Genomic DNA, 24,417 nt, shown 5'->3' on the forward strand with positions numbered 1-24,417 from the left:
GGTCAAAAACGGACAGCTGCCACGCCTCGTTCATCGGCCCCTCCTCGACTACGGTCGTAGGCATGACCATCCCACCGTCCGCGCCCGGCACCCCCGCGGTCACCCCCGCCGACCAGGGCGTCGGCCCGCTGCTGCGGGCCTGGCGGGAGCGGCGGCGGGTCAGTCAGCTGGAGCTGGCGTTGCGGGCGGGCTCCTCGGCGCGGCACATCAGCTTCGTCGAGACGGGCCGCTCCCGCCCCAGCGAGGAGATGGTGCTGAAGCTGGCCGAGCACCTGGACGTCCCCGTGCGGGAGCGCAACGCGCTGCTGCTCGCGGCCGGTTACGCCCCGCGCTATCCGGAGACGCCCCTGGACGATCCGGCGCTGGACGCCCTGCGCGAGGGCATGGAACGGCTGATCCGGGGCTACGAGCCGTACCCGGCGCTGGTGGTGGACGCGACGTACAACGTGCTGGCCGCGAACCGGGGCATCACCCTGCTGCTGGAGGGCCTCCCGGAGTCCCTGCTCACCCGGCCGCCGAACGCGATGCGGCTGACGCTGCACCCGGAGGGCCTGGCGCCGCGCATCCGCAACTTCCGTCAGTGGCGGGGGCATCTGCTCGCCCAGATGGAGCGGCAGATCGCGCTCCACCGCTCGGCGGCGCTGCGGGAGTTGTACGAGGAGGTGGCCGCGTATCCGGTGCCCGAGTCGGCGACCGGCGGCGAACCGGCCGAGCCCGTCCCCTACTTCGCGCTGCCGATGCAGATCGAGCACGAGGGCCGGACCCTGTCCTTCGTCTCGTCGATCTCGACGTTCAACACGCCCATGGACGTGACCGTCGCCGAGTTGGCCATCGAGACGCTGCTTCCGGCGGACCCGGCGACGGTCAAGTATCTGCACTCACTCGTGTGACCGTAAGCGGAACATGACACACTGCACGCAGGCTTTCGGCGCGTAGGGGAGGCGTGGCGTGAGTGAGCGGCGGACCGCGCCCACCGTGGGCCAGGTGGTGCTCGGGAAGCGGCTGCAGGAGCTGCGCGAGGCAGCCGGTCTCAAGCGCGAGGAGGCCGCACGCGTGCTGCGGGTGGCCCCGGCGACCGTACGGCGGATGGAGACGGCCGAGGTCGCGCTCAGGATTCCGTACCTGCAGATCCTGCTGCCCGCGTACGGCGTCCCCGAGGACGAGGTGACGGCGTTCGTCGCGCTGGCCGAGGAGGCGAACCAGCCGGGTTGGTGGCAGCGGTTCAGCGATGTGCTGCCGGACTGGTTCAGCCTGTTCGTCAGCCTGGAGGGCGCCGCCCGGCTGATCCGTTCCTACGAGCCGCACTTCGTGCCCGGACTGCTCCAAACCGAGGACTACGCCCGTGCCGTACTGGAGGCCGGGACGATCGGCCAGTCGGGCGGTCCGGAGATGATCGAACGGCATGTCTCCCTGCGGATGGCCCGGCAGGAGCTGCTGCGCCGCCCCAACGCTCCGCACCTGTGGGTGATCATGGACGAAACGGTCCTGCGCCGCCCGGTCTGCACCCGCCGTGAGGTCATGGGCGCCCAGCTGGACCGGCTGCTGGAGGCCGCCGAGAGCGACCGGGTCACACTCCAGGTCGCCGAGTTCGCCAGGGGCCCGCATCCGGGGACGTACGCCCCCTTCTCGCTGTTCCGCTTCGCCGAGCCGGAGCTGCCGGACATGGTCTTCACCGAATACCTGACCGGGGCGCTGTATCTCGACTCCCGCAGCGAGGTGTCCACGCATCTGGAGGTGCTGGACCACATGACCGCGCACGCGGCGTCGGCGCAGCGCACGAAGAAGATCCTGCAGGAGTGCCGCGGGGACTCCTGACGCACGCACGTCTCAGCCACCCACCCACAGCAAGGAGACCGCACCGCATGACCGGATCCGACGCCGAGCCCACCCGCATCGACACCAGCCGACCGCACCCGGCGCGGGTCTACGACTGGTGGCTGGGCGGCAAGGACAACTACCCGGTGGACGAGGAACTGGCCCGCAGGATCCTCGCCGTGGACGAGACGGTGCTGCGCGGGGCGCGTGCCAACCGCCGGTTCATGCACCGGGCGGTGCGCACGGTCGCGGAGGCCGGGATCCGCCAGTTCCTGGACATCGGCACCGGTATCCCCACCGAGCCGAATCTGCACCAGGTGGTCCAGGGCATCGCGCCGGAGTCCCGGGTGGTGTACGCGGACAACGACCCGATCGTCCTCCGGCACGCCGAGGCCCTACTGCACGGCTCCCCCGAAGGCGCCACCGCCTATGTGCACGCCGACGTGCGCGACGTCGACACCCTGCTGCGGCGGGCGGGCGAGACGCTGGACTTCGACCGGCCGGTCGCGCTGTCGCTCGTCGCGCTCACGCACTACCTCGACGACGAGGTGTACGGCCTGCTGAAGCAGTACGTCGACGCACTCGCCCCCGGCAGCCACCTGATCCTCTCCCAGGTCACCCCCGACCTCAGCCCCGAGGCCATCGCAAAGGCCGCCGACCACTTCCGCCGCACGGGCACGCCCTTCTTCCCCCGCTCACTCACCGAATTCGCCCGCTTCTTCGACGGCCTGTCCCTGCTCGGCCCCGGCCTCATCCCCGTCCACGGCTGGCGCCCGGCCCCGGAGGACGTCACCGCCCAGGCAGAGGGCCTCGTCCCGGTGTACGCGGGCGTGGCCCGCAAGCCCTGACGGGCGGATGCGACTCGGATCCTTACCGGGGGGCAGGACTCGCGGGCCCGCCGCCCGGTGGGCGGGACCCACGCGGCTTACCAGCGGGCGACTCACGGGCTTGCCCGCCTGGCCGGCGGGCGGGCTCGCGGGGCTCACCGGCGGGCGGGGTTCGCGGGCGTCGCGCGTCGTCAGGCCTGACCGAGGGACGGTGACTCGCGGCCGTCGCCGCAAACCCCGGCCAGCAGACCGGCTCGCGCGCCTGACCGCCCGCGGGCACGCCCGAGAACTCTGCCCCGCAGGCGGACCAGCGGGCAGGGCCCTACGTCGGGGGCTGCCCCCGGCATGCAGGGCTCGCGGACCTGACCAGCGAACGGGGCCCGCAGGCCTGACCCCCGGCGGGCCGGGCCTGCTGACCCGCCGGCGGAGCCCTACGCCGCCCCGCCCTTGGTGTCCTTCTCCTCGTCGACGATTTCTGCGTCGACCACGCCCTCCTCGTCCTGCGATGCGGTGCGCTCGCCGGTGGTGCTTTCCGTCGGGGTCTGCTGGGCCTGGGCGTACATGGCCTGGCCCATCTTCTGGCTGACGGTGGCGAGTTTCTCGACGCCGGTGCGCAGTTCGCTGGTCTCGGCGTTGCGCTCCAGCGACTGCTTCAGGTCCGTGACCGCCGACTCGACCTCCGACTTGGTGTCCGCCGGGATCTTGTCCTCGTTCTCGCGGAGGAACTTCTCCGTCTGGTAGACGAGTTGCTCGGCCTGGTTGCGGGTCTCGGCGGCCTCGCGGCGCCTGCGGTCCTCCTCGGCGTACTGCTCGGCCTCCCGCATCATGCGGTCGATGTCGTCCTTGGGGAGGGCGGAACCGCCGGTCACCGTCATCTTCTGTTCGCGGCCCGTCGCCAGGTCCTTCGCGGAGACGTGCATGATCCCGTTGGCGTCGATGTCGAACGCCACCTCGATCTGCGGCACGCCGCGCGGGGCGGGCGGCAGGCCGGTGAGGTCGAAGGTGCCGAGCTTCTTGTTGTACGCGGCGATCTCGCGTTCGCCCTGGTAGACCTGGATGCCGACGGAGGGCTGGTTGTCGGTGGCGGTCGTGAAGATCTCCGAACGCCGCGTCGGGATCGTGGTGTTGCGTTCGATCAGCTTCGTCATGATGCCGCCCTTGGTCTCGATGCCCAGGGACAGCGGGGTGACGTCGAGGAGCAGCACGTCCTTGACGTCGCCGCGGATGACGCCGGCCTGCAGGGCGGCGCCGACGGCCACCACCTCGTCGGGGTTGACGCCCTTGTGCGGGTCCTTGCCAGTGAGCTCCTTGACCAGGTCGGTGACCGCGGGCATACGGGTGGAGCCGCCGACGAGGATGACGTGGTCGACCGCGGAGAGCTTGATACCCGCGTCCTTGACCGCCTGGTGGAAGGGGGTCTTGCAGCGGTCGAGGAGGTCGGAGGTGAGCTCCTGGAACTGGGCGCGCGTGAGTTTCTCCTCCAGGTGCAGGGGGCCTTCGGCGGAGGCGGTGATGTACGGCAGGTTGATCGACGTCTCCGAGGAGCTGGACAGCTCGATCTTGGCCTTCTCCGCGCCCTCCCGGAGCCGCTGGAGCGCCATCTTGTCGTTGCCGAGATCGATGCCGTACTGCCCCTTGAAGCGCTTCACGAGGTGCTCGACGATCCGCTGGTCCCAGTCGTCGCCGCCGAGGTGGGTGTCGCCGTTGGTGGCCTTGACCTCGATCACGCCGTCGCCGATCTCCAGCAGCGAGACGTCGAAGGTGCCGCCGCCGAGGTCGAAGACCAGGACGGTCTGCTCCTCACCCCGGTCGAGGCCGTAGGCGAGGGCGGCGGCGGTGGGCTCGTTGATGATCCGCAGCACCTTCAGGCCCGCGATCTCCCCGGCCTCCTTCGTCGCCTGCCGCTGGGCGTCGTCGAAGTACGCGGGCACGGTGATCACCGCGTCCGTGACGTCCTCGCCGAGATAGGCCTCGGCGTCCCGCTTCAGCTTCTGCAGCACCCGCGCCGACAGCTCCTGGGCCCGGTAGCGGGTGCCGTCCACGGAGCCCTGCTCGGGGAACCGCCAGTGCGCGTCGCCCATGTGCCGCTTGACGGAGCGCGCGGTGCGCTCGACGTTCGTCACGGCCTGCCGCTTGGCGACCTCGCCGACGAGTACCTCGCCGTTCTTGGCGAAGGCCACGACCGACGGTGTGGTCCTGGCCCCCTCCGCGTTGGCGACAACCGTGGGTTCGCCGCCCTCCAGGACGGCCACCACCGAGTTCGTGGTCCCGAGATCGATACCGACCGCGCGTGCCATCGCTGTCCCCTTCCGCCAGGGAGCCTCTCGAAAACCAGCACAAAACTTGAGTGGATTCTTGTCAATGGGGCCCTTGGTCATTCAGGCACATAGGCACATACCCGGGCAGGGCCCGGTCAGTCCGGTGGACGACCTTCGGAGGGGGTGCGGCGGACGAGAGACGGGCCTGCGCGGCACTTCCATCGCCGCACCCCCAGGGGAGCGCCTACGCGAGCTTTGCCGACAGAGTGATCGGGACGGCCTTCAGCGCCTGGCTGACCGGGCAGTTGGCCTTGGCGTCCTCGGCCGCGGCGACGAACGCGTCGTTGTCCAGGCCGGGGACCGTGCCCTCGACGGTGAGGTGGATGCCGGTGATGCCCTCACCGGGCTGGAACGTCACGTCGGCCGAGGTGACGAGCTTGGTGGGCGGGTTGCCGGCGCCGGTCAGACCGTGCGACAGCGCCATGGAGAAGCAGCTGGAGTGGGCGGCGGCGATCAGCTCCTCGGGGCTGGTCTTGCCGTTCGCCTGCTCGGCGCGCGACGGCCACGACACCGGCTGCTGGCCGATGCCGGAGGAGTCGAAGGTGACGACGCCGTTGCCCTCGAGCAGGTTGCCTTCCCAGACGGTGTGTGCGGAGCGCGTGGTTGCCACGGTTGTTCCTTTCGCATGCTTTCGATGCGGCCCCGTTTCGGGGGCTCTCGTCCCCTATCCGATCACATTCCGGCTCACCGCACGCGAAACACCGGTCCACGCGCGGTGAACGGCAGTCGGGCGCCTTGGGGAATCAGATACGCGTGCTCGCGCCGCACCCGCAGCACATCGCACCAGCCGTCGGTGATCACCAGCACCGGCGCGCCCGGCGGGAAGTCCTCCGCCCGGTGCAGCAGATCGATCCCGGGCTGCAGGACCGTACCGCCGCGCCCGTGCACCCGTACCCTCCCGGCGATCTCGGTGACCGGCAGATAGCCCGCGTCGTGCGCGACCGCGTCGCAGAAGACGACCCGCGCGGCCGGTACGTCACGGGCCTCGGCGTACGAGGCGATGGCGCCCAGCGCCTTGCCGAGCAGCGTCCGCTCCATGGAGCCGGAGGTGTCGAGGACGACGCCGAAGGTGCAGCGGGCGACCTCCTCGGGCGGGAAGTGGCGGCCCGCGCGCGGGATGTCGGGGGTGGACGCCTGACGGCGCGCGGGCCGGGCGTAGGACCGCACCGGCTCCGGACGGGGCACGAACTCGTCGAACCAGCGGGCCAGCTGGGCGTCCCACGGCAGCGGCGGATGGCTGAGCGCACGGATCTCCTCGACCAGGCCGCCGGGCAGATAGCCGCGCTCCTGGCTCCGGTGCAGGTCGAGGCCGTTCGCGAGGCCGCGCCGGTAGAACTCGTCGAGGTCGACGTACGCGCCCGGCGGGCCGAGCGGGGCGCCGAGGACGTCCGGGCGTCCCCTGCCGCACAGCGTGGACAGGCGGCGCATCCGGCGCAGGTCGCCCGCGATACGGTCGTAGACCTCCTCCGCGGACAGTCCCGTCAGGTCCTTGACGTACAGCAGCCCCTCGGGCATGGTGCCGACCTGCATCTCGCACAGCCAGCCGTTGATGACGTAGTCGCAGGCGACGTTGAACAGGTACGGGTCGCGGGTGCCGCAGCGGTCGCCGTGCCGCAGGGCGGCGTGCAGCATCTCGTGGGCGAGGACGAACCGCCACTCCTCGTCCTCGAACTGCCGCAGCGGGTTGATGTAGATCTCGCCGGCCTCGGCGTTCACGGCCGCGACGGCGATGCCGTGGGCGCGGCTCAGTTCGGCGTCGGCGACCAGCTTGATGCCGGCCGCGATGCCGCCGAGCAGCGGGTAGGAGGAGATGAACCAGCGCAGCGCCCGCTCCCAGGGGCGGGCCGGGGCGAGGGTGCCGTCGAGGGAGTCGCGGCGGCCGCCCGCCATGTCCAGGGCCGCGGACATGGTGCGGGTGAGCGCGCCCGCGAAGGCGAGCTGCCAGTCCGGGGGCTGTCCGTGCCAGCCGCGCCAGGTGAGCAGCAGCTGGTCGGGCTCCCCGCCCGCGGTGCCGCCCCGCTCGTACGCGGCCGGGATGCCGTGCCGCCGCCAGCGCGCGGCGAGCTGCTCCTCGTCGCCGTCGGGGTAGGAGTCCGGCAGGTGCTCGGGCGTGCGACCGACGGGAAACGTGCGCAGGAAGCGGTTGACGACGGCGCAGCGGGCGGCGACTTCGTGGCGGTCCGGCTGGACGCGGTCGCCCTTGGCGGCCGGGACGTGGCCGAAGCCGAGATGGATCACGGCGTGCGCGATGGCCCAGGCCCAGTCGCGGCCGTCGGCGATCCGATCCGGGTGGGAGTGCAGCACGCCCTCGGAGTCCACGCGGATCAGGCCGTCCCGGGGCGCGAGGTCGCACTCGTCGTCCCGGCAGGTGTCGAAGTCGACGGCCTTCAGCGCCGGGTTGGCCAGCACGAGCCGCATGCCCTCCGCGAACGCCTCCGCCGCCAGGTCGCGCTTCTTGCTGCCCTTCCCGCGGGTCCGGTTCACCGCCGGGCCTCCACCAGCCGCGGCATGTCGCGGGCGGCCTCGATCAGGAACCAGGCGGGCAGGACCGGGTTGCCGTCGGCGTCGGAGGCGATCACGCTCTGCGCGACCTCGACGGAGATCTCGGCGAGCTGCACGAGCAGCGACTTGGCGCGGTACGCCGTCTCCCGCCCGTGCGCCGACATGTGCTCCTTGCTCGCGGGCAGCTCCTTGATCAGCCGGCCGCGGAACGACTCGGCGAGGTAGTAGAGCAGGTCGCGGTCCTGAAGCCGGTGCGGCCAGCGGGCCTCGCCCTTGAGGATGGCCTCGATGCCGAACCGGCTGCGCACGATCTTGACGTAGCCGCAGAACGCGGTCGCGTGCGCGGGCGTCAGCGTGCCGTGCGCGAGCACCTTCAGCGTCTCCTCGTCGAGGCCCTGGCCGAAGGAGTGCAGCGCGTCGGAGAGCATGTGCCAGGAGCGGGGCGTGGAGAACGGCTCCTCGGTCTTGGGCGGCTTGGACCACAGGTGGTCAGGCCGGTCGGTGAGGTGGTCCAGGATCCACGGGTGGATGCCGTTGTTGGCCGCCCACACCAGCCAGTCCTTCGGGGACGCCTCCAGGTGCACATGCGCGAGACGGTTGACCAGCGCGGAGGCGATGGGGCGGGCGAGGGCGTTGTCGGTGGCGCGGTTGCCGGCGCCGATGACGATCGAGCCCGCGGGGAGTTCGTAGTTTCCGATCCGGCGGTCCAGGATCAGCGAGTAGAACGCCTTCTGCACATCCGGCGTGGCCGCGTTCAGCTCGTCCAGGAACAGGCAGTACGGCTCGTCGCGGGCGATCGCCTCCGGCGGGCAGAACACCGACCGTCCGTCGCGGATCTGCGGCACGCCGATCAGGTCCTCGGGTGCGAGCTGCGTACCGAGCAGGCTCACACACTCCAGGCCCAGCGACTCGGCGAACTCCCTCACCAGGGACGACTTTCCGATGCCGGGTGCGCCCCAGAGGAAGACCGGCCGCACGGTCGCGAGACCGAGCAGCAGTTCGGGTATACGGGCGGGCGTGACGGTGACGGCAGCCTGCAAAGCAGGGGCTCCTTGGGAGGTTTCGGGAAAAGCGTGCGCGACAAGTGTGTGCGTACGACTGCGGCGGCGCAGCCGATTTTCACGCCGCCCGCTCCTCCGGCTCCGCCTCGATCGGCACCTGCGGCCCCGCCGTCTCACGCAGCCAGCGGCGCAGCACGCGGTGCACCTGCTCGGCGCCCACGAGGTCCTCCCCCTCGTCCACGGGCGCGGAGCAGGCCAGCGGCGACACCAGGAACGGCTTGGCCTGGGCGCCGCCCAGGCCGCCGTGCGAGCCGATCTGCTCCTCGAAGGCGAGGACTTCGCCGTCGGCCGGGTCGTGGAAGGAGTTGACCATGATGTCGGCGGCGTGCGGGAAGGAGTGCGTGCGGCGCACAGCCTCCGCGGCACCGGGCCCGAAACCAGCGAGCGGCCCGGGGTGTTCGTCGTCGAGCTGGTCCACCGGGACCTCGGCGCCGTTCGCGCCGAGCACCACCCCGCCGTGCTCCTCGCTGCGTACGAGGAGGAAGCCGATGCCGGGGTGGTTGGCGAGGGTCGGCAGCAGCGCCGGGTGGCGGGCGTCGATCTGCTCCTTGCTCATCCGGTGGTGCACGTCCGGGAAGGAGATCAGGCCGAGATTGCCGGAGGCAAGCACGATCGGCTCGGAGCGGCGGGCGGGGCGGCGCTGCTCGTGCTCCTCCTCCACCGGCCTGTGCAGGGCGGCCCGGACGGCCGCGCGGGCCTCGGCGCCGCTGCGGGTGCGGCGCGCCCGGCGCGGCACGGGCAGCCCGCACCCGGCCCGGACCAGGTCGCCGAGGGTGAGGCCGTAGCGGGCGCGGAACGTCTCACCGGGGCTCTGGCCGTGGTCGGACAGGACGACGATCCGGTACGGGCGCGGGGCGTGCTCGGCGACCTTCTCGATCAGCGCGAGCGCGCGGTCCAGGCGTTCCAGGACCTTCTCGGCGTCCCGGCTCATCGGCCCGGAGTGGTGCGCCACCTCGTCGTACGCCACCAGGTCGGCGTAGACGGCGGTGCGCCCGGCGAGCAGGTCGCCCATCACCGCGGCGACGACGACGTCCCGTTCGACGACGGTCGCGAAGGCGCGGACGAACGGGTAGAGGCCGCCTCGGGAGACCCGCGGGCGGACCTTTTGCAGGCGGGCCCGGGTGGACTGGCCGATCTCGCGGCCGGCCTCGGCGACGAAGGACAGGGCGGTGCGCACGGCGTTGGCCGGGTCGGAGAAGTAGGCGAAGTACCCCGCCCGGGAGCGGTTCTCACGGCTGCGGCGCCGGGTGGCGATGGACAGCACGAGGGCCTGTTCGTCGGCGCCGCCGCTGAACAGGTTGCCGCGGCTGGCGCCGTCGACGGTGAGCAGTCCGCCGTCGCCGGTGCGTTCGACCGCGCGGCGCTGGAGTTCGGCGGCGCTGGTCGGCCGGTTGCTGACCATCACCTCCTGGGTGTCCTTCTCGTACCAGCGGAAGGCGGGGATGTCGAAGGTGCTGCCGTGCAGGATGCCGAGCTGGCTGGCGCCGGTCTGGCTGGACCAGTCGGTGCGCCAGGGCGTCAGGCGGTGGGTGGGGTTGCCGGGGCCGTCGGCCGATCCGTGGCCGAGCCAGCGGGAGACGGTCGGCATCAACCCCTTGCCGACGGCGCCCGTCAGCACGTCGTGCCCGACGCCGTCGAGCTGGACGAAGACGGTGCCCGGGGTGACCGGGCCGGGCGGCAGCGCGCGGCGGCGCCGGTCGGCGAGGCGGTACAGGCGGCGCCGGTAGGCGTCGTCGTCGCGGACGGCGAGGGCGGCGCCGGTGGCGGAGGCGACGGCGGACATCACGGCGGCGACGACCACCGCGGTCTCCGGGTCCACGGCGCCGCGTTCGGCGGGGTTCAGGCGCAGCGCTACGAGGAGCAGGGCGCCGTTGAGGAAGAACACCAGCAGCCCGAGCACGAGCGCGGGCACCAGCAGCAGGAGCCGTACGAGCAGCGGCCACACGACGGCCGACAGCACACCGAAGGCACCGGCCGCGAACGCGGCGGTCACGGCGATGGTGGTGGCGCTGTCGCCGTCGGCGCTCTGCAACTGGAAGTCGGGCAGGATTCCGGCGAGCACCAGCATTGTGACCGTGCTGACGGCCCACACCGTGACGCTCCGCCCCACCTGGCTGACGATCCGCCGCCACCGCCCCTTGAGCACGCCCCGCACACCTCACGTCCCGGCCCACCGCCGGAGCAGGCCTGCGTCCAGATTGTCACAACGCGTACCGGAACCGATTCGTCCCCGCTACGACGAACCGTCAGCGCCCGTCGTACCCGGCCGTCGGCATCGACAGCCGCCGATGCACCTGGGCCTTCATCTGCGCGTCGTACGACGGTTCGGCCCGCCCCACGGTCTCGATGCGCACGCCCCGCCGGGCGCACTCCGCGGTGAACTCCTCGACGTCCGACAGGGCGCTCTCCAGCACCCGGCGGCTCGGCGCCACGAAGACGTCACGTCCGGGCCGTACGCCGTCCCACAGGGCGCAGTGGTCGGCGCGCAGCCCGCACACCAGCAACTGCCGGGCGACGACGTACCCCCGCTCCGCGGCCCACCGCGCGCACATTGCGTGCTGGCTGCGGGAGTCGACCAGAAAGGGGTCCGCGTCAAGTTCCTCCAACGGCGTCAGACTGGCGATCGCCGTGACGCGCACTGCTCCCATGGCGCCCCCTCACCTCCGGGTTTGACCGTCGACCCTACTCCTGCCCGTAGGCTTCGGGGAGTCGCGCGAAGGAGGCAAAGAGGTGCCGGTGGAGATCACCTGGTGGGGGCACGCCACCTGCACGGTCGCGGACTCGAACATACGCGTGCTCACCGATCCCCTGTTCGTCCGCAGGCTGGCCCATCTGCGCCGCCGCCGTGGCGCGCTCCCCCCGCCGGGCGCGTGGCGCGCGGACGTCGCCCTGGTCTCCCACCTGCACTCCGACCACCTGCACGTGCCGTCCCTGGCCCGGCTCGCCCCCGGCACGCGCCTGCTCGTGCCCCGGGGCGCGCCCCAGGCGGTACCGGCGCTGCGCCGGCTCGACCATCTGCGCCTGACCGAGATGGCGCCCGGCGACACCACCCGGGTGGCCGATCTGACCGTACGGGCCGTGTCCGCGCGGCACGACGGACGACGCCTGCCCATCGGCCCGCACCGCTGCCCCGCCCTCGGCTATGTCATCGAGGGCGAGGCCCGCACCTACTTCGCCGGGGACACCGGGCTGTTCGACACGATGGCGGAAGAGGTCGGGCCGGTCGACGTGGCGCTGCTGCCGGTCGGCGGCTGGGGGCCGTACCTCGGCCACGGGCACCTGGACCCGGCACTGGCCGCCGAGGCGCTGGCCCGGCTGGCGCCGCGCAGTGCAGTGCCGGTGCACTTCGGCACGTACTGGCCGATCGGCATGGACGCCGTGCGCCCGCACGAGTTCCACGCGCCCGGCGCCGAGTTCGTGCGCCTCGCGGCGCGGCGGGCTCCGCAGGTGGCGGTGCATCTGCTCGGCCACGGGGAGAGTGTGCGCCTGGAGGTCGCCCGGTGAGCTGGCTCGCGGCCGCCACGACGCCCATACCGGCGGAGTCCACCCAGCAGGCGATCGGCTATCCGTCGCTGTTCCTGCTGGTGCTGATCGGGGCGCTGGTGCCGGTCGTGCCGACGGGGGCGCTGGTGAGTTCGGCGGCGGTGGTCGCGTTTCACCAGACGGCGCCGTTCTCGCTGGCGCTGGTGTTCGTGACGGCGTCGCTGGCCGCGTTCCTGGGCGATGCCACGTTGTACTGGCTGGCGCGGCGGGGACTGAAGTCGAAGAACGGGTCGCGCTGGCTGGAGGCGGTCCGTGCGCGGGCGCCGGAGGAGCGGTTGGCGCAGGCGCAGGAGAAGCTGGCCGCGCACGGAGTTGCCGTGCTGGTGCTGTCTCGGCTCGTGCCGGCGGGGCGGTTGCCGGTGATGTTGGCGTGTCTGTTGGCGCGGTGGCCGATGCGGAGGTTTGCGCGGGGCAATTTGCCGGCGTGTTTGGCGTGGGCGGTGACTTATCAGTTGATTGGGATTCTGGGTGGGTCGTTGTTTCCGGAGCCGTGGGAAGGGGTGGTCGCGGTGGTGGCGCTGACGCTGGTCATCAGTGCGGTGCCCAGTGTGTGGCGGCGGGTTCGGGCTGCCAGGTGATGTTTCGTTGCGGGGTGCGGGCGCGATGTGGCTGGTCGCGCAGTTCCCCGCGCCCCTGACCGGCGTCACTCCTCGCGCCTGTCAAGGGGTGCGGGTCAGCACTCGTGAGCCGCCCACCGGCAAGTCCCACAAGTTCTCCCTGTCCAGCCCCGCCTTCTCCCATGCCGTTCGCACGCGCGTCAGTGGTTCCAGGACCGGCTCCGCCGACAGGACGAACGTTGCCCAGTGCATGGGGGCCATCCGGCGTGCGCCCAGGTCCTGTACGGCCCTCACCGCCTCCTCCGGGTCGCAGTGGACGTCGCTGAGCCACCAGCGTGGGTCGTACGCGCCGATCGGCATCAGGGCTAGGTCGATGCCGGGGTAGCGGCGGCCGATGCGGGTGAACCAGTGGCCGTATCCCGTGTCGCCCGCGAAGTAGACGCGCCTGCCGTCGGGGTCGGTGAGGACCCAACCGCCCCACAGGGTGCGGCAGGTGTCGGTCAGGGTGCGCTTGGACCAGTGGTGGGCGGGGACGAAGTCGAAGCGGACGCCGTCCAGTTCGGCCGCCTCCCACCAGTCCAGCTCGGTGACGCAGGTGAAGCGGCGGCGCTGGAACCAGCGTCCGAGACCGGCCGGGGCGAACACCGGTGTGTCGCGCGGGAGCATGCGCAATGTGGGGGCGTCCAGGTGGTCGTAGTGGTTGTGGCTGATGACCACCGCGTCGATCCGCGGCAGTTGGCTCCAGGCGACCCCGACCGGCGTGATCCGGGCCGGGGTGCCGAGGATGCGGCGGGACCAGACCGGGTCGGTGAGCACAGTGAGCCCGCCGACGCTCAGCACCCAACTGGCGTGTCCCGCCCAGGTGACGGCGACCGTGCGGGCGTCGACGCGGGGCAGCGGGCCGGGCTCGAAGGGCAGCCGGGGGATGTCGGCGAGGCCCTCGCGGCCCGGGCGGACGGCACCTTCGCGGGCGAACCGGGTGAGGGCCTTGATGCCGGGCAGCGGGGCGGTCAGCCGGTCGTGGAAGGTACGCGGCCACACGCGCCGCTCGCCCAGCGGGCGGGGCTCGGCGAGCGGGGGGAACGGGGGCGCGAGCGGCGACATGGCCGATGCCGCCGACGACCTGGACGCCGGATTGTCGGACTCCTGGGTGGGTGTGCTCGTGGTCGACTCGGACTGCTGCGTCATCGAGGAGGCTCCCATCGCTGAGCGTCGTCACGAAAGATCGTCAAGGACCGACTTCAGGTTGATCAACGCGCGTTCCACGTGCGGCAGTTCCAACGGCGCGGGTGAATCGAGGCATTCCGCGCGCTCGGCGTCCGTGCCGCCCAGCAGCGGGCCGGTGGACAGCCGTACGCGCAGTGCGGCCAGGTCGTCGCCGAAGCGGTGGCCGCCGGGTGCGGGCATGCCGAGCCGGGCGGCGAGGAAGTCCTCCAGTTCCTGGGCGTCCCCCACGTCGTGCGCGGCGAGCCCCGAGCGCAGCGGGCCGAGGTCGACGTACAGGTGCCGGCCGGCCTGCGGCGGCTGGGCGAGGGCGCCCGCGGCGACCACGGCGTGGTGCGCGGCCTCGGCCACGCGCGCGTGCAGGCGTACGACGGCGTCCACATGGCCGCCGAGCGGTTCGGGCTCGCCCAGCGCATAGGTGGCCGCGGCGGCGACCGGTCCGGCGACGCGCGCGCCGAGCGCGGTGAGCACATCCAGTACGCGCGCGTGCAGCCCGTCCCCGGCCGCGCCCTCGGGGAACCGGGCGACGGCGGCGGGCCAGCCGGGCGGCAGCAGGGCACCGGCCAGGTCGGTGACGACGGTGACCTGGTCGGGCAGCATCTCGGCGGGGCTGAACAGCACCGTGTCGTGCGGGGCGTGCAGGGTGTCGCGCCAGGTCTCGTCGCTGACCAGGTGCAGTCCCTCGCCGGTGGCGGCCTCAAGGGTCTCGTGCAGCAGTTCGGGGGGCGCCACCGTGGCCGTAGGGTCGTCGGCGACGGACAGCACCAGCAGCCGCGGGTCCCCGCCCTCGGCCCGCACCCGGCGCACGGTCTCCAGCAGGGCATAGGGATCCGGTACGCCCCCGCACTCGGCGGGCGTCGCGACATGGAACACCGGACGGCCGAGCAGGCGTGCGTACGGCGCCCACCAGGCCGCGCAGGGCCGTGGCACGAGGACATCGCCGCCGAGCGCCGCGGTCAGCGCCAGCAGCAGGGCGGGCGCCCCGGGAGCGGCCACGACATGCCCGGGCCCGGTGGCCAGCCCGCGCCGCTCCCAGTACCCGCAGGCCGCGTCCAGCAGCGCCGTGGCGCCGCCCACCGGCTCACTGACGGCACGGCCCGCGGCGGCGGCGAGCACGGCGGACAGCTCCGGCAGCACGGGCAGCCCGTCGTCGGGAAGCGGCGGCCCGTAGCGGACGGGGCCGTGGCCTTCCGGTTCCGTCCGCCGCATACGTACCTCCGCGCAGTCCCTGGTGCCGTGCCGGTGCCGTGTCGTGTCGCCCTCGGGCCGAGTCAGGTCGTCGGATGGTGCGTCGTGCGTACGGTGCCGGTCGTGCTCTCGCGCTCTGCGTACCCAGCCGGACCCCGCCTCAGGCGTCCCCCCGCGTGTCCCTGCGCCACAGCCGGTGCCCGGCGGCACCGAGCGCCCCCGCGATCAGCAGCCCCCCGGCGACCAGCGCGGGCACGGACTCGCTGAACGCCCCGCCCCACCCGGCCTGCACGCCGTGATCCAGCACGGCACCTCCTCCGTAGCAGTCCTTCGGCTCGACGCAGTCCGACGTGCCGCCGCCCACCTCGGGCGCTGCACTGAAGGACGCGCTCCACGGCTTGCCCTGCGCACCGGCCGCCCCGGGGCAGGCGCCGTCGACGGTCCACGCCGAGTCGTTGCCGTCAGCCGCGATGAGGGCGGTCCCCCGATACGTGGGCCCGGCCGCCTCGCCGTCCTCGCCGAACTCCCGCTGCAACTGCACCGTGCCCTCGGCGAAGGCCGTGGAGCTCGCCTCGATCACCTCGGGCGACGCCCCACCGACGGAATCGCAGGTCACGTCCACGGTGACGGTGCCTCCCGGCTGAACGGCCGCAGGCGCGACCTCGGCGTCCGGTTCCGCCGAGGCAAGGGGAACGCCCCCGCCCAGAGCGACCCCGGCTATGACGACCACGGACAGAACACGGACGCTGCGCCACATGAGAAGGGCTCCTTAAGACCGACGAGGAGGCACGAAAGCCGCACCCCCACAGCCATCACAGCCCGCAGCCATCACAGCCGCCCGTGCCCGGGCCCCATTAGCGGGAACCACACACCCAACCAGGTGAACAACGCCCCTCAGGGGCGCGGGGAACTGCGCGACCAGCCACAACGCACCCGCACCCGGCAACGCACAAGCACCCCCTACGCGGCCCCCCGCATCACTTCCTCCCGCACCCGATCACACGACCGACTGATCAACCGAGACACATGCATCTGCGAAATCCCCAACTGCTCCGCAATCCGACTCTGCGTCATGTCCCGAAAGAACCGCATATACAGAATCGCCCGCTCCCGCTCCGGCAACGCCGCCAGCCCAGGCTTCACCGCCTCCCGATCCACCACCGTGTCCAGCGCGGGATCGGCGGACCCGAGCGCATCGCTGAGCGAGTACCCGTCCTCACTGCCCGGCAGCTCCGCATCCAGCGACAACGCGCTGAAACTCTCCAGCGCCTCCAGCCCGGCCCGCACGTCCTCCTCACTCATGTCGGCGTACTCGGCGATCTCGGCCACACTCGGCTGCCGCCCGGAAGCACCGGCACCGGCACCCTGAACGCCCGCCGACAGCTCCTGCACAGCGATCCGCACCCGATTCCGCAGATCCTGCACCCGCCGCGGCACATGCAACGTCCACAGGTGATCCCGGAAGTGCCGCTTGATCTCGCCGGTGACCGTGGGCACGGCATAGCTCTCGAACGCGTTGCCACGCGCGGGGTCGTACCGGTCGACGGCCTTGACCAGCCCGAGGGCAGCGACCTGGCGCAGGTCGTCGTAGCTCTCGCCGCGGCTGCGGAACCGGCCGGCCAGCCGCTGAGCCATGGGCAGCCAGGCCTCGACGATCTCGTCGCGCAGTGCGTCGCGCTCGGGTCCGTCGGGCAGTTCGGCCAGGCGGCGGAAGGCGTCGGCGGTGTCGGGGGCGTCGTCGTGGGGGTGGTGCTTCGCGCTCGCTGGGGTGGTTCGCATGATGCGTCGCAACTCCCTTGGAAGTGCTCTGCTTTGGACGGTCACCGTGGGAGCGCGTGCACGGTCCGGACAGACACACGCGGGGTCGGTTCGGGCCGCTCCCACGGACGTGCCTCCTGTCCGAAGCACTGACTCGCGCCTGCCCCCACCCCCTGGGCGCAAACACCCGTACCGGGGTTTTCCGGGTGCCCGGAGGGTGACTCGGAACGGGAGCTGCCCATCTCGTTCGTCACGTCCTGGAGGTCACTCCATGAGCACCAAGGTCTCCGACCACGTCCTGCAGCGGCTGCGCGAGTGGGGGGTGGAGCACGTCTTCGGCTACCCCGGTGACGGGATCAACGGCCTGCTCGCCGCCTGGGGCCGCGCCGACGACCGGCCGCGCTTCATCCAGTCCCGGCACGAGGAGATGTCGGCGTTCCAGGCGGTCGGTTACGCCAAGTTCAGCGGCCGTCTCGGAGTGTGCGCGGCGACGTCGGGACCGGGTGCGATCCACCTGCTCAACGGGCTGTACGACGCCAAGCTCGACCATGTGCCGGTGCTGGCGATCGTCGGCCAGACGCACCGTACGGCGATGGGCGGCTCGTACCAGCAGGAGGTGGACCTGCACTCGCTGTTCAAGGACGTCGCCTCGGACTTCCTGGAGACGGTGACGGTGCCCGAGCAGCTGCCGAACGTGCTGGACCGGGCGATCCGCACCGCGTACGCGCGTCGCGCCCCCACCGCCGTCATCATCCCGGGGGACGTGCAGGAGCTCGACTACTCGCCGCCGACGCACGAGTTCAAGATGGTGCCCTCCAGCCTGAACCGCAGCGCCTGGACGGCGATTCCCTCCGAGGACGCCCTACGCCGGGCGGCGGAGGTCCTCAACGCCGGTGACAAGGTGGCGATCCTGATCGGTCAGGGCGCTGCCGGGGCGCGCACGGAGGTGGAGCGGATCGCCGAGCTGCTCGGCGCGGGCGTGGCCAAGGCGCTGCTCGGCAAGGACGCGCTGAGCGACGAACTGCCGTACGTCACCGGCTCGATCGGCCTGCTGGGCACCCGTCCGTCGTACGAGCTGATGCGCGACTGCGACACGCTGCTGACCATCGGCTCCTCGTTCCCGTACACGCAGTTCCTGCCGGAGTTCGGGAAGGCGCGCGGGGTGCAGATCGACATCGACCCGCACATGGTCGGGATGCGTTATCCGTACGAGGTGAATCTCATCGGCGACGCCAAGGAGACCCTCCAGCGGCTCATCCCGCTGCTGGACACCGACCGTGGGCGCGAGTGGTACGAGACGGTGTGCGACAACGTGCAGCACTGGCGGCAGGTGATGGAGCGCCGGGCGGAGCTGTCGGCTGACCCGATCAACCCGGAGTACGTGGCCCACGCCCTGGACCCGCTGCTGCCCGAGAACGCGATCGTCACGTCCGACTCGGGTTCGGCGGCCAACTGGTACGCCCGCCATCTGACGATGCGTGGCAGCATGCGCTCCTCGCTGTCCGGGACGCTTGCGACGATGGGCTGCGGGGTGCCGTACGCGATCGGCGCGAAGTTCGCCCACCCGGACCGGCCCGCGATCGCGCTGGTCGGCGACGGGGCGATGCAGATGAACGGGCTGGCGGAGCTGATCACGGCGGCGAAGTACCAGGGCCGCTGGCAGGATCCGCGGCTGGTGGTCGCCGTGTGGAACAACCAGGACCTGAACCAGGTCACCTGGGAGATGCGGGCCATGGAGGGCGCGCCGTCCTTCCTGCCCTCGCAAGCGCTGCCGGACGTGCAGTACGCCGCTTTCGCCCGCTCGCTCGGCCTGACCGGGGTCCGGGTGGAGAAGCCGGAGGACGTCGAGGCGGGCTGGCGGGCCGGTCTGGAGGCCGACGGTCCGGCGGTGATCGAGTTCCTGACCGACCCTGCGGTGCCGCCGATCCCGCCGCACGCCACGTGGGAGCAGATGGAGGCGACGGCCGCGTCGATCCTGAAGGGCGACGCCGACCGGGGCTCCATGGTCAAGCAGGGGTTCAAGGCGAAGGTGCAGGAGTTCCTGCCCGGACGGGAGAAGAAGTAGCCCTGTGTCGCCGCCCGCCCTTCGGGTACGCGGTGCGCGACCCCGAAGATCTGGAGCACAACATGCAGCGAGGCAGTGACCGGCTCAGCGTCCACCGGGACGAGGAGATGAAGCACGAACTGCAGGGGCTGCTCAGGTCGGGCCACCCCACCCGCACGGAGGAGTGGCACGACCCCGAGCCCACCGCCGAGGACGACCCGCGCATCGCGGGCGGCCCGGTCATGCCGGGCTCGCTGGCGGAGGTCCGGCTGGAGCTGGGCCGGATCCTGGGGCGCAGCGCGTTCCCCGCGGGCCCGGGCGAACTGATGAGCGCCCTGCGCCGGCGCAACACGCCCGACGCCCTGATCGAGCCGTTGCGGCGGCTGCCCCGCTCGGCCCGCTACGTCAACGTTCAGGAGCTGGCCGAGGCCCTGACCCGCGGTGAGCGGGGGAGGGAGACGTGATGATGGCCGACTATGTGCGCGAAGTGATGACACCGGGGGTGGTGGCCGTCCGTCCGGACGCCTCGCTGGTGGAGGCGGCGCAGCTGATGCGCTCCCAGGACATCGGCGATGTCGTGGTGGCCGACGGGCAGCACGTGGTCGGGGTGCTGACCGACCGGGACATCACCGTGCGGGCGATCGCCGAGGGCATCGACCCGCTCACGGTGAGCGCCGCGTCGGTGTGCACGCCTGATCCGGTGGTGGTCGGGCCCCAGGACCCGGTGTCGACGGCGGTGGCGCTGATGCGCGAGAAGGCCGTACGCCGCCTCCCGGTCGTCGAGGACGGCCTGCCCGTCGGGATGGTGAGCCTCGGGGACCTGGCGATGGCCCAGGACCCGGACAGCGCCCTCGCCGACATCAGCAGGGCCGCACCGGACGCCGCCACACGCCCCGCACCCGACATCCGGGGCCCGGTGTGAGGCCCGTCAAGCACACGGAAGGACGCTGAGGCATCATGCGTATCGCGTTTCTGACCGCGCCCGAGGGAGTCGAGCAGGTCGAGCTGACCGACCCCTGGAAGGCGGCCGCCGACGCCGGGCACGAACCCGTGCTGGTGTCGACGAAGAGCGGCGAGATCCAGGCCTTCGACCACCTCGACAAGGCGGACAGGTTCCCAGTCGACGAGGTGGTGGGCGAGACCTCCGCGGACTCCTTCGGCGGCCTGGTGCTGCCGGGCGGGGTCGCCAATCCCGACTTCCTGCGGATGGACCCTAAGGCCGTGGCGTTCGTCCGGGACTTCTTCGAGCAGGGCCGCCCGGTGGCGGCGATCTGCCACGCGCCGTGGACGCTGGTGGAGGCCGACGTCGTAAGGGGCCGGGAGCTGACCTCCTGGCCGAGCGTGCGGACCGACATCCGCAACGCGGGCGGCACCTGGGTGGACGAGCAGGTGAAGGTGTGCGAGCACGGCACCAACAAGCTCGTCACCAGCCGTAAGCCGGGCGACCTGAAGGCGTTCTGCGAGACGTTCCTGGAGGTGTTCGCGAAGGAGACCGCCGCGTAATCGGGCAACCGGACGGACCGGGCCGGGTTCCGCGGCGCGGAACCCGGCCCGAGCCGTGTCAAGCGCGCGGGGCTGCCGTCCGGGCCGGACTCACGGGCCGCCTGCGCGACCCGAGCCCCACTTGCCCACAGGAGTCTGCTCACCGCGGGAGCCGCGTGAGCCACGTGAGTCGGTGGAATCACGGGAGTCGTGGGAGTCGCAGACCCCGTCCCCGGCGCGCTCCCGGGCGCCGTCGCGGGTGCGGCCGGGGGCGACGAAGCGGCGCGGGTTGCGACGCAGGTACTCGCCCTCCAGCTGGGCCATGCGTTCGTTGTGCGCGCGCAGCGCGTCGTTCGAGCCGTACAGCAGGGTGTCGTGGCGCGTGCGGTGGATGGTCTCCAGCTCTTTCATGAGCTGCTGGTCATCCAGCCGGCCCGGGTCGACTCCGGTCATCGTGGTGCCCCGCTCGTCGTGTTCTCTCATGCGGTACGGGTACCCGCCCGGCAAGCAAAACCCCCAAGCGGCAACCGGGAGGGAGCCATGGATCTCGCGTTCCTGCATCCACTCTACGAACATCCGGGCCCCTGGGCCTCCGTGTACGTGGACTTGTCACGGCACACGGAGGACACGCCCCACGAGCGGCATCTGACGGCCGAGGCGATGTCCCGGGAGCTCGCGGGGCAGGGCGGCGACGAGGCGACCTGCCGTGCCGTGCTGGACGCGATCGAGGAGCTGAAGCACTCGCCGGAGCCGCACGGCCGGGCCCTGTTCGCCCGTGCGGGTCACGTGGTCCTCGACCCGCCGCTGGCCCGCGCCCCGCAGGGCGGCTGGGCCGAGTGGACGTCGCTGCCCCGGGCCACCCCGCTGCTGGACCTGACCGGCGAGGACGCGGTGGCCGTGGTGGCGTACATCGACCGTCGGGGCGCCGAGTTCGAGCTGCGCAGCGCGCTGGCCCGGGAGACGGCCGGTTCGGTCACCGGACGCCAGTGGCCCGTGCACCGAACCAGCACCGTCGACTGGTCGGAGCGGCACTTCCAGCTGCGGGTGGAGAACACCTGGGAGCACAACGCGGCGGAGATCGCCGACGCGCTCGCCGTCTGCCAGGAGGAAACCCGCGCCGACCTGCTGATTCTCGTCGGGGAGGACCGGGAGCGGCGGGCCGTGCACGAGCGGCTGCCCAAGCGGCTGCACGACCGTGTGGTGGAGGCGCCGCACGGCGCGGGCAGCCGGCTGCTCGACGCGGACGTGGAGGAGGCCCGCGCCACCCATGTGCGCCGGCATGCCGAGGCGGAGCTGGAGCGGTTCCTTGCCGCCCGCGCACCGGACGACGAGGGCCGCGCCGGGGCGGCGGAGGGCGTGCCCGCGCTGATCGAGGCGGCGCGCGAGCACCGTATCGACGAGCTGGTGGTCCGCCCGGACGGCGGCGACACGCACCGCGAGGTGTGGATCGGCGAGGACCCCGACCAGCTGGCGGTCCGCCGTACGGACCTGAAGATCCTCGGCGAGCAGCACTCGTGGTCCGCCCGCGCGGACGACGCCCTGATCAGGTCGGCGGTCGCGACGAACGCCCCGGCGATCTCCCTGGCCCCCGCCGAGGCGGCCCGGGAGCAGGACGTGCCGACGGGCGGCCTTGGCGCGCTGCTGCGCTGGACCGAGCCGGACTAGCGCCGCGGCGCTAGCGCGCCCGCTCCACCCGCCGCTCGTCCCACACCGGCTCCGGGGTCTCCCGGACCCGGCCGTCGCTGCCGAAGACCAGGAAGCGGTCGAAGGAGCGGGCGAACCAGCGGTCGTGCGTGACCGCGAGGACCGTGCCGTCGAACGCCTCCAGGCCCTCCTGGAGCGCCTCGGCGGACTCCAGGTCGAGGTTGTCGGTCGGCTCGTCGAGGAGCAGGGCGGTGACGCCCTGGAGTTCCAGCAGCAGGATCTGGAAGCGGGCCTGCTGGCCGCCGGAGAGCCGGTCGAAGCTCTGTTCGGCCTGGCCGGTCAGCTCGTAGCGCCGCAGCCTGGACATGGCGGCGCCGCGGTCCTGGGCGTGCTCCCGCCACAGGATGTCGAGCAGGGAGCGGTCCATGAGCTCCGGGTGGGCGTGCGTCTGCGCGAAGTGGCCGGCCACGACCCGCGCCCCGAGCTTCCACTCGCCCGTGTGGGACACGTCGTCCCCGGCGAGCAGCCGCAGGAAGTGCGACTTGCCGGAGCCGTTGGAACCGAGGACGGCGACCCGTTCGCCGTAGAAGACCTCCAGGTCGAACGGCTTCATCAGCCCGGTGAGTTCGAGTCCCGCGCAGGTGATGGCCCGTACGCCGGTACGGCCGCCCTTGAGCCGCATGGTGATGTCCTGCTCGCGCGGCGGCTCCGGCGGCGGTCCGGCCTCCTCGAACTTGCGCAGCCGGGTCTGGGCCGCCGCGTACCGGGACGCCATCTCGTGGCTCACCGACGCGGCCTGACGGAGGTTCAGCACCAGCTTCTTCAGCTGGGCGTGCTTCTCGTCCCAGCGTCTGCGCAACTCCTCGAAACGGGCGAAGCGTTCCCGCCGGGCCTCGTGGTAGGTGGCGAAGCCGCCGCCGTGCACCCAGGCGTCGGCGCCGGCCGGGCCGGGTTCGACGGAAACGATCTTCTCCGCGGTGCGGGCGAGCAGTTCGCGGTCGTGGGAGACGAAGAGCACCGTCTTGCGGGTCTCGGTGAGGCGCTCCTCCAGCCAGCGTTTGCCGGGTACGTCGAGGTAGTTGTCGGGCTCGTCGAGCAGCAGCACCTCGTCGGTGCCGCGCAGCAGCGCCTCCAGGACGAGCCGCTTCTGCTCGCCGCCGGAGAGCGTCCGCACCTGCCGCCACTGCGCCTTGTCGTACGGCACCCCGAGCGCGGCCGTGGTGCACATGTCCCACAGCGTCTCCGCCTCGTAGCCGCGCGCCTCGGCCCAGTCGGCGAGCGCCTGCGCGTACGTCAGCTGGGCGGCCTCGTCGTCGACCGTCATGATGGCGTGCTCGGCCGCGTCGACGGCCTTTGCGGCCTCGCGGATGCGGGGCGGCGCCACCGACACCAGCAGGTCGCGTACGGTCGTGTCGTCCCGTACGGATCCCACGAACTGCCGCATCACGCCGAGCCCACCGCTCACGGTGACGGTGCCGCCGTGCGGTTTCAGCTCACCGGAGAGCAGCCGGAGCAGAGTGGTCTTGCCGGCGCCGTTGGGCCCGACGAGGGCGACGACGGCGCCCTCGCCCACCCGGAAGGACACATCGCCGAGCAGGGTCCTCCCGTCGGGGAGGTGGTACCCGATGTGCGCGGCTTCCAGATGTCCCATGGGGCCGCATTCTGCGGGCGGGCGGCGAAGCGCGGCAAACCGTTATCGCGCCGGGCGCGCTCCGGGGCGGCTACTGGGGGTGTCCCGTCTCGTCCACCCGGTGCCCCGTGGGTCCGCCCTCGCCCGTCGGTGTGACCGTTGCGCCCGCCCAGGTCAGGGCCTTCCAGCCGTCGGTCGGGGAGCCTTCGAGGATCACGACGCCGGTGTTGTCGAGGGGGTGGGCGGCGGCGAAGGCGACGTCGACGTTGTCGGCGCGGGCGGCCGTCCACATACGGATCGCGGCGCCGTGGCTGACCATGGCGACGGCCCCGGCGCCGCTGCCTGCGACCTCCGCGACCACGGCGTCGTACCGCGCGAGTGCCTCCACGCCGCTCTCCCCGCCCGGCATCCGCAGATCGGTCTCCCCGGCCGCCGAGGCGAACACGATCCGCATGTACTCCTCGCCGCGCTCCGAGTCGCCCCGCAGCATCTCCAGCTCGCCCGCCGACACCTCACGGATGCCGTCGCGGACGATCACGTCGAGGCCGCGGGCCGCCGCGAGCGGCGCGGCGGTGAGCTGGGTGCGCACGAGCGTGGAGGCGTAGACGGCCTCGATGTCCTCGTCGGCGAGCGCGGCCGGCAGGGCGGCGGCCTGGCGTTCGCCCAGCTCGGTCAGGCCGGGGCCGGGGACGGCGGTGTCCAGCACGTAGGCGACGTTGGACGGGATCTGGCCGTGACGGACGAGCAGCAGGCGCATCTATGGATTCCTCCGAGAGCCGGTCACCACCGGACAGAAACGGCCACTTCAGGGTACCCACCCCTAC

General features: G+C 72.3%; 21 protein-coding genes and 2 pseudogenes. 10 read left to right on the plus strand and 13 right to left on the minus strand.

Annotated elements, in window-relative coordinates:
* Positions 1-62 precede the first annotated feature (62 nt).
* The 3 genes from SSP24_RS04865 to SSP24_RS04875 are packed head-to-tail and all read left to right on the plus strand — an operon-like array spanning position 63 to position 2,663.
* Positions 63-890 (plus strand): helix-turn-helix domain-containing protein, encoded by an 828-nt coding sequence (locus SSP24_RS04865; protein WP_141307522.1) that lies wholly within the window; start codon positions 63-65, stop codon positions 888-890.
* Positions 891-948: 58 nt separating this feature from the next.
* Positions 949-1,815, plus strand: coding sequence for a Sco1979 family transcriptional regulator (locus tag SSP24_RS04870; protein WP_141307523.1), 867 nt, complete (start codon positions 949-951; stop codon positions 1,813-1,815).
* Between the two features lie 47 nt (positions 1,816-1,862).
* Positions 1,863-2,663 (plus strand): SAM-dependent methyltransferase, encoded by an 801-nt coding sequence (locus SSP24_RS04875; RefSeq protein WP_141307524.1) that lies wholly within the window; start codon positions 1,863-1,865, stop codon positions 2,661-2,663.
* 410 nt (positions 2,664-3,073) lie between these two features.
* Here SSP24_RS04875 and dnaK read toward each other — a convergent pair whose 3' ends face one another.
* The 6 genes from dnaK to SSP24_RS04905 form a co-directional block, all read right to left on the minus strand.
* Positions 3,074-4,939: a molecular chaperone DnaK gene (gene dnaK, locus SSP24_RS04880; RefSeq protein WP_141307525.1), complete on the minus strand. Its 1,866-nt coding sequence runs from the start codon at positions 4,937-4,939 to the stop codon at positions 3,074-3,076.
* Positions 4,940-5,144: 205 nt separating this feature from the next.
* Entirely contained in the window at positions 5,145-5,570 is a 426-nt protein-coding gene (locus SSP24_RS04885) for an OsmC family protein (protein ID WP_141307526.1), read from the minus strand.
* Positions 5,571-5,644: 74 nt separating this feature from the next.
* Positions 5,645-7,378, minus strand: coding sequence for a vWA domain-containing protein (locus SSP24_RS04890; RefSeq protein WP_141307749.1), 1,734 nt, complete (start codon positions 7,376-7,378; stop codon positions 5,645-5,647).
* Between the two features lie 62 nt (positions 7,379-7,440).
* Positions 7,441-8,502 carry an ATP-binding protein gene (locus SSP24_RS04895; protein WP_141307527.1) on the minus strand — a complete coding sequence of 354 codons (1,062 nt, stop codon included), beginning with the start codon at positions 8,500-8,502 and terminating at the stop codon, positions 7,441-7,443.
* Between the two features lie 79 nt (positions 8,503-8,581).
* The gene (locus SSP24_RS04900) at positions 8,582-10,678 is read right to left on the minus strand and encodes a phage holin family protein (protein WP_141307528.1); all 2,097 of its coding nucleotides are present in this window, start codon (positions 10,676-10,678) and stop codon (positions 8,582-8,584) included.
* A 91-nt stretch (positions 10,679-10,769) separates the two neighbouring features.
* On the minus strand, positions 10,770-11,171 hold the full coding sequence (locus SSP24_RS04905; RefSeq protein WP_141307529.1) for a hypothetical protein: 402 nt from the start codon (positions 11,169-11,171) through the stop codon (positions 10,770-10,772).
* An 82-nt stretch (positions 11,172-11,253) separates the two neighbouring features.
* Here SSP24_RS04905 and SSP24_RS04910 point away from each other — a divergent pair, with 82 nt between their 5' ends.
* Together SSP24_RS04910 and SSP24_RS04915 are read left to right on the plus strand one after the other, a co-directional pair.
* Positions 11,254-12,027, plus strand: coding sequence for an MBL fold metallo-hydrolase (locus SSP24_RS04910; RefSeq protein ID WP_167529513.1), 774 nt, complete (start codon positions 11,254-11,256; stop codon positions 12,025-12,027).
* Positions 12,024-12,644, plus strand: coding sequence for a DedA family protein (locus SSP24_RS04915; protein WP_141307530.1), 621 nt, complete (start codon positions 12,024-12,026; stop codon positions 12,642-12,644). Before SSP24_RS04910 ends, SSP24_RS04915 begins: the two co-directional genes overlap by 4 nt.
* 81 nt (positions 12,645-12,725) lie before the next feature.
* Here SSP24_RS04915 and SSP24_RS04920 read toward each other — a convergent pair whose 3' ends face one another.
* From SSP24_RS04920 to SSP24_RS04935, 4 genes and pseudogenes are all read right to left on the minus strand, one after another.
* Positions 12,726-13,811 carry an MBL fold metallo-hydrolase gene (locus SSP24_RS04920; protein WP_141307531.1) on the minus strand — a complete coding sequence of 362 codons (1,086 nt, stop codon included), beginning with the start codon at positions 13,809-13,811 and terminating at the stop codon, positions 12,726-12,728.
* A pseudogene (locus SSP24_RS04925) lies at positions 13,808-15,056 on the minus strand (aminotransferase class I/II-fold pyridoxal phosphate-dependent enzyme). The gene SSP24_RS04920 and the pseudogene SSP24_RS04925 overlap by 4 nt, the downstream one beginning before the upstream one ends.
* 139 nt (positions 15,057-15,195) lie before the next feature.
* Complete coding sequence (locus tag SSP24_RS04930; protein ID WP_141307533.1) at positions 15,196-15,792, minus strand: hypothetical protein; 597 nt, start codon at positions 15,790-15,792, stop codon at positions 15,196-15,198.
* Between the two features lie 203 nt (positions 15,793-15,995).
* A complete protein-coding gene (locus SSP24_RS04935) occupies positions 15,996-16,814 on the minus strand; it encodes a SigB/SigF/SigG family RNA polymerase sigma factor (protein WP_141307534.1) in 819 nt (272 codons plus the stop codon).
* 250 nt (positions 16,815-17,064) lie between these two features.
* Between SSP24_RS04935 and SSP24_RS04940 the strand changes: the two genes are divergently transcribed.
* The 4 genes from SSP24_RS04940 (at position 17,065) to SSP24_RS04955 (ending at position 20,340) form a co-directional block, all read left to right on the plus strand.
* Complete coding sequence (locus SSP24_RS04940; RefSeq protein WP_141307535.1) at positions 17,065-18,858, plus strand: thiamine pyrophosphate-requiring protein; 1,794 nt, start codon at positions 17,065-17,067, stop codon at positions 18,856-18,858.
* Between the two features lie 62 nt (positions 18,859-18,920).
* A complete protein-coding gene (locus SSP24_RS04945; RefSeq protein WP_141307536.1) occupies positions 18,921-19,301 on the plus strand; it encodes a DUF2795 domain-containing protein in 381 nt (126 codons plus the stop codon).
* Between the two features lie 2 nt (positions 19,302-19,303).
* Positions 19,304-19,759, plus strand: coding sequence for a CBS domain-containing protein (locus SSP24_RS04950; RefSeq protein WP_141307751.1), 456 nt, complete (start codon positions 19,304-19,306; stop codon positions 19,757-19,759).
* A 35-nt stretch (positions 19,760-19,794) separates the two neighbouring features.
* On the plus strand, positions 19,795-20,340 hold the full coding sequence (locus SSP24_RS04955; RefSeq protein WP_141307537.1) for a type 1 glutamine amidotransferase domain-containing protein: 546 nt from the start codon (positions 19,795-19,797) through the stop codon (positions 20,338-20,340).
* Between the two features lie 216 nt (positions 20,341-20,556).
* On the opposite strand, the pseudogene SSP24_RS04960 reads toward SSP24_RS04955, so the two are convergent.
* Positions 20,557-20,802, minus strand: a pseudogene (locus SSP24_RS04960) (DUF6158 family protein); the annotation flags it as partial.
* A gap of 57 nt (positions 20,803-20,859) precedes the next feature.
* Here SSP24_RS04960 and SSP24_RS04965 point away from each other — a divergent pair.
* Positions 20,860-21,984 carry a baeRF2 domain-containing protein gene (locus SSP24_RS04965; RefSeq protein ID WP_141307538.1) on the plus strand — a complete coding sequence of 375 codons (1,125 nt, stop codon included), beginning with the start codon at positions 20,860-20,862 and terminating at the stop codon, positions 21,982-21,984.
* A gap of 10 nt (positions 21,985-21,994) precedes the next feature.
* Here SSP24_RS04965 and SSP24_RS04970 read toward each other — a convergent pair whose 3' ends face one another.
* Complete coding sequence (locus SSP24_RS04970; protein ID WP_141307539.1) at positions 21,995-23,614, minus strand: ABC-F family ATP-binding cassette domain-containing protein; 1,620 nt, start codon at positions 23,612-23,614, stop codon at positions 21,995-21,997.
* Between the two features lie 70 nt (positions 23,615-23,684).
* Positions 23,685-24,350: a histidine phosphatase family protein gene (locus SSP24_RS04975; protein ID WP_141307540.1), complete on the minus strand. Its 666-nt coding sequence runs from the start codon at positions 24,348-24,350 to the stop codon at positions 23,685-23,687.
* Positions 24,351-24,417 lie beyond the last annotated feature (67 nt).

This window comes from Streptomyces spinoverrucosus, from assembly GCF_006539505.1.
Taxonomy (GTDB): domain Bacteria; phylum Actinomycetota; class Actinomycetes; order Streptomycetales; family Streptomycetaceae; genus Streptomyces; species Streptomyces spinoverrucosus.

Bases quoted from the DNA above. Each gene is read 5' to 3' on its own strand.
- SSP24_RS04865 (WP_141307522.1), top strand. From the start codon at position 63: ATGACCATCCCACCGTCCGCGCCCGGCACCCCCGCGGTCACCCCCGCC.
- SSP24_RS04875 (WP_141307524.1), top strand. From the start codon at position 1,863: ATGACCGGATCCGACGCCGAGCCCACCCGCATCGACACCAGCCGACCG.
- dnaK (WP_141307525.1), bottom strand. From the start codon at position 4,939: ATGGCACGCGCGGTCGGTATCGATCTCGGGACCACGAACTCGGTGGTG.
- SSP24_RS04890 (WP_141307749.1), bottom strand. From the start codon at position 7,378: ATGCGGCTCGTGCTGGCCAACCCGGCGCTGAAGGCCGTCGACTTCGAC.
- SSP24_RS04905 (WP_141307529.1), bottom strand. From the start codon at position 11,171: ATGGGAGCAGTGCGCGTCACGGCGATCGCCAGTCTGACGCCGTTGGAG.
- SSP24_RS04920 (WP_141307531.1), bottom strand. From the start codon at position 13,811: ATGACGCAGCAGTCCGAGTCGACCACGAGCACACCCACCCAGGAGTCC.
- SSP24_RS04930 (WP_141307533.1), bottom strand. From the start codon at position 15,792: ATGTGGCGCAGCGTCCGTGTTCTGTCCGTGGTCGTCATAGCCGGGGTC.
- SSP24_RS04935 (WP_141307534.1), bottom strand. From the start codon at position 16,814: ATGCGAACCACCCCAGCGAGCGCGAAGCACCACCCCCACGACGACGCC.
- SSP24_RS04940 (WP_141307535.1), top strand. From the start codon at position 17,065: ATGAGCACCAAGGTCTCCGACCACGTCCTGCAGCGGCTGCGCGAGTGG.
- SSP24_RS04945 (WP_141307536.1), top strand. From the start codon at position 18,921: ATGCAGCGAGGCAGTGACCGGCTCAGCGTCCACCGGGACGAGGAGATG.
- SSP24_RS04950 (WP_141307751.1), top strand. From the start codon at position 19,304: ATGGCCGACTATGTGCGCGAAGTGATGACACCGGGGGTGGTGGCCGTC.
- SSP24_RS04955 (WP_141307537.1), top strand. From the start codon at position 19,795: ATGCGTATCGCGTTTCTGACCGCGCCCGAGGGAGTCGAGCAGGTCGAG.
- SSP24_RS04965 (WP_141307538.1), top strand. From the start codon at position 20,860: ATGGATCTCGCGTTCCTGCATCCACTCTACGAACATCCGGGCCCCTGG.
- SSP24_RS04970 (WP_141307539.1), bottom strand. From the start codon at position 23,614: ATGGGACATCTGGAAGCCGCGCACATCGGGTACCACCTCCCCGACGGG.
- SSP24_RS04975 (WP_141307540.1), bottom strand. From the start codon at position 24,350: ATGCGCCTGCTGCTCGTCCGTCACGGCCAGATCCCGTCCAACGTCGCC.